This window comes from Allobosea sp. FG18 (assembly GCF_057809495.1).
Genome location: NZ_JBMDKB010000069.1, coordinates 1 through 2,799 on the forward strand (window position 1 = coordinate 1; position 2,799 = coordinate 2,799).

5 protein-coding genes are annotated in these 2,799 nt (G+C 60.5%); 4 read left to right on the forward strand and 1 reads right to left on the reverse strand.

All coding sequences use genetic code 11. The features are described from left to right. Positions 1-264: 264 nt before the first annotated feature. Positions 265-933, forward strand: coding sequence for a PAQR family membrane homeostasis protein TrhA (gene trhA, locus ACODTJ_RS28990; RefSeq protein ID WP_422678390.1), 669 nt, complete (start codon positions 265-267; stop codon positions 931-933). Between the two features lie 127 nt (positions 934-1,060). Here trhA and ACODTJ_RS28995 read toward each other — a convergent pair whose 3' ends face one another. After that, positions 1,061-1,282 (reverse strand): hypothetical protein, encoded by a 222-nt coding sequence (locus ACODTJ_RS28995; RefSeq protein ID WP_297255746.1) that lies wholly within the window; start codon positions 1,280-1,282, stop codon positions 1,061-1,063. A 299-nt stretch (positions 1,283-1,581) separates the two neighbouring features. Between ACODTJ_RS28995 and ACODTJ_RS29000 the strand changes: the two genes are divergently transcribed. The 3 genes from ACODTJ_RS29000 to ACODTJ_RS29010 are packed head-to-tail and all read left to right on the forward strand — an operon-like array spanning position 1,582 to position 2,269. Beyond that, positions 1,582-1,707, forward strand: a complete 126-nt coding sequence (locus tag ACODTJ_RS29000; protein ID WP_454655603.1) for a hypothetical protein — start codon at positions 1,582-1,584, stop codon at positions 1,705-1,707. 8 nt (positions 1,708-1,715) lie between these two features. Continuing rightward, the gene (locus tag ACODTJ_RS29005; protein WP_454655604.1) at positions 1,716-2,003 is read left to right on the forward strand and encodes a hypothetical protein; all 288 of its coding nucleotides are present in this window, start codon (positions 1,716-1,718) and stop codon (positions 2,001-2,003) included. Beyond that, a complete protein-coding gene (locus ACODTJ_RS29010) occupies positions 2,000-2,269 on the forward strand; it encodes a DUF1488 family protein (RefSeq protein WP_297255751.1) in 270 nt (89 codons plus the stop codon). The genes ACODTJ_RS29005 and ACODTJ_RS29010 overlap by 4 nt, the downstream gene beginning before the upstream one ends. Positions 2,270-2,799 lie beyond the last annotated feature (530 nt).

Here is a 2,799-nt window from a genome sequence, read left to right on the forward strand (position 1 = left end):
GCCCTCAACCCGGACCATCCCAGCTCGCACGGGCCGGCATCCGAAACCCTTCACACTTCCGGACATCGAGTGTCGGCCCGCAAGCAGACATTCGGGTGGGCTTCGGCGAATTACTCCCACTGATGCCGGTCTCAAAGACGTTCTACTTCTTCTTCAGATCCATCGCCGCGGACATCCGGGAGAACGCGCTCTCGCAGGCCGACATTGAGATGACACGGGCTCACGGTAGGTGCCAAACTAACTCCAGCCGCAAGCATGTCAGGAATCGCCGTGAACGTTCCCGTCGTAGGACGCTTCGTCTTCAGGCGCGCCGAGCTCTGGGCTGACGGCGTGATCCATGTCCTTGGCGTCGCCCTTGGGTTGGCTGCCGTTGCGACGTTGATCGTCCAGGTCGCGAACAGCGCCCCGCTGTTCGACCTGCTGCCCGTTTCGATCTATGGCGCCGCGCTGCTCGCCGTTCTGATCGTCTCGGCCACCTACAACATGTGGCCGATCTCACCGCGCAAATGGTTCATCAGGCGGTTCGACCATTCGGCGATCTACGTGCTGATCGCCGGCACCTACACCCCGTTCCTGATGAAGCTGAGCGCCAGCATTTTCGCCCAGGTTCTGCTCGTCATCGTGTGGCTCGCGGCCGCTGCCGGCGTCACGATCAAAGTGGCTTTGCCCGGCCGGTTCGACCGGCTGTCGATTGCGCTCTATCTCCTGATCGGCTGGAGCGGGCTCCTGATCTGGGAGAGCGTCAGCCTCCTGCCCGCGATGACCCTCTGGCTGATCGTCGCAGGCGGCATCCTCTATTCGATCGGCGTCATCTTCCATATCTGGGAAAGCCTGCCGTTCCAGAATGCGATCTGGCACGGTTTCGTTCTGGTGGCTTCCGGCTGCTTCTATGGGGCCGTGTTTCGGGCGTATGCGATAGCGCCCGCTGCGTGAACTGTGGTCGTCACGGACAGCCGGCCCTCATCCCGATATCTCTCCGATAATCTGGCGAAGCTCTTCGCGCGCGCCAGCAAGGCTCGTGCCTCCAATGGGCGGGGCTCCACGAAAGGCCGCATCGCCTTCAGGCAACGGCAGATTGTCGGTATCGCTCGATGGCCCGCCGTGCCAGGTCATCTTCATCTTCGGCGATCGCCACCAGCGCAGCCACGATATAGGCCAGCCTGGTTCGCTCTCGCTCATCGAACGCATCAGGAATGGTCGATCTGACTTCGTTCCACGCGGCCTCCAGGGCTGCCTGCGCCCGGGCGAGGTCAACTGGATCACTCAATGACGAGAACGGCATGCTCCTTCCTCCGAGGGGTTTCTTTCGCCGGGGATTTTATGAAGGCGGAGCTCGCCGGCAATATCAAAAGCTAAGGCGGCCCGCGCGAGAAACCGAGGTATCAGGTGAGAGGCGTTCGATCAGGGTATCGATCTATCGTTCGTTGAATGCGTTTATGATCGTCAGAATGGAAATAATTGCTTCTTGCCTTGCAAGATTATCCTGCGCGCACCATTTTAAGGCAGTCTCGAAACGCATCGGGATTTTACTTCAGAGCATTTGCGCGAAGCGCCCCGATCTGGGCCAAACGGAGCCCAGCCATGGCAAATATTTCCGGGCAGTGGTTCATTTATCGCGTTTGGGCCGCAGATCGCTATCTGGTTTGGCTCGCGCATGGTGGCCTCATCGCCGCGTTCGCACTGGCCTTCGCACTCGTGCTGAAATGATGCCTCCCATGGCACCGCATCTGGAAAAGGCTCGGTTTGCAGCCGCTGGCTATGCCCCGGCGCCGGAGGCGTCGGCGCTGACCTATGGAATGATCGGCATGGCGCTTTTCAGCGTTGGCATGTGGGGAGCGGGCAGGTTTTATGACGTGCCTCTGATCCCCCATTTGTCGTTGATTGTTGTTGGCTCGCTGATCGCATTTCCCGTTGGCATCTGGCTGCAAAAGAAGCGGAAGCGGCGCCATGCCGATGCCTATCAGGTTGAGCTGGTGCGTCTTGGCGCTGGGCGCAGGTCATGAGCCTCGACTTTCCCAACTCGATCCGGCGTTACGAACCTGGCCGCGGCTGCGTAAGCTTCTGGGGCTCTGAAGCGTCATTGGAAGTGATGTTCCAGATCGAGCTCGACGTTCTGCGGACTTTAAGCCCCGCTATCATCGACGGAAGCGAGGGGTCGTTCCTCGTCGCATTCGACCTCAATCGCTCAGCCATTTTGCGGGCCGCTCGCTCCGCCTATCTGAAGAAGCGCGGGGGCTATCATCGGCTCTCGGCCGACGACTTCCGCTAGTAAAGGCCGGAGCTTTCGGCCGCGTGTAAAGGACTGGCGAGGACAGCGGATAGGCTTCGGCCGGTCTCGCGTGGCGACCTCGCATTTGTCCAGCCATCGTCAATCGCAGGAGCACGCGACATCATGAGCGAACGGCGAGAGCTATATCGCAGCCCCACCGGTGACTGCTGGTTTCTGGGGCGGGAGCCGACGAGCGGCGCAGCATTTGTGATCCATCAACCGAACGGTCCGGGAGGCGGCCAGCTGTCGCATATCGAGTTGGGAGCCTTCCTCGTCTCCGGAAAGTCGGACCGTCCCGAGCAACAGGCCTTGCTCCGCCTCATCGGGACGCTTGTCGATGTGCCTCCCTACGCAAATCGGGCCTGACGTCGTAATCCCGGTTCCGGCCGCCAACCAAGCTTCGGCTGTTACGCTATCGCCTTCATCGAGGTCAGCACCTGCAGATTTTCCTTCGTACCCGAAACGTGACTTGCGATGTCTGCGGATTCCGACGTGAAGCCGGCCGGCATTCCGATCAATATCCGGCCACC

Bases quoted from the DNA above. Each gene is read 5' to 3' on its own strand.
- ACODTJ_RS28995 (WP_297255746.1), bottom strand. From the start codon at position 1,282: ATGCCGTTCTCGTCATTGAGTGATCCAGTTGACCTCGCCCGGGCGCAG.
- ACODTJ_RS29000 (WP_454655603.1), top strand. From the start codon at position 1,582: ATGGCAAATATTTCCGGGCAGTGGTTCATTTATCGCGTTTGGGCCGCA.
- ACODTJ_RS29005 (WP_454655604.1), top strand. From the start codon at position 1,716: ATGGCACCGCATCTGGAAAAGGCTCGGTTTGCAGCCGCTGGCTATGCC.
- ACODTJ_RS29010 (WP_297255751.1), top strand. From the start codon at position 2,000: ATGAGCCTCGACTTTCCCAACTCGATCCGGCGTTACGAACCTGGCCGC.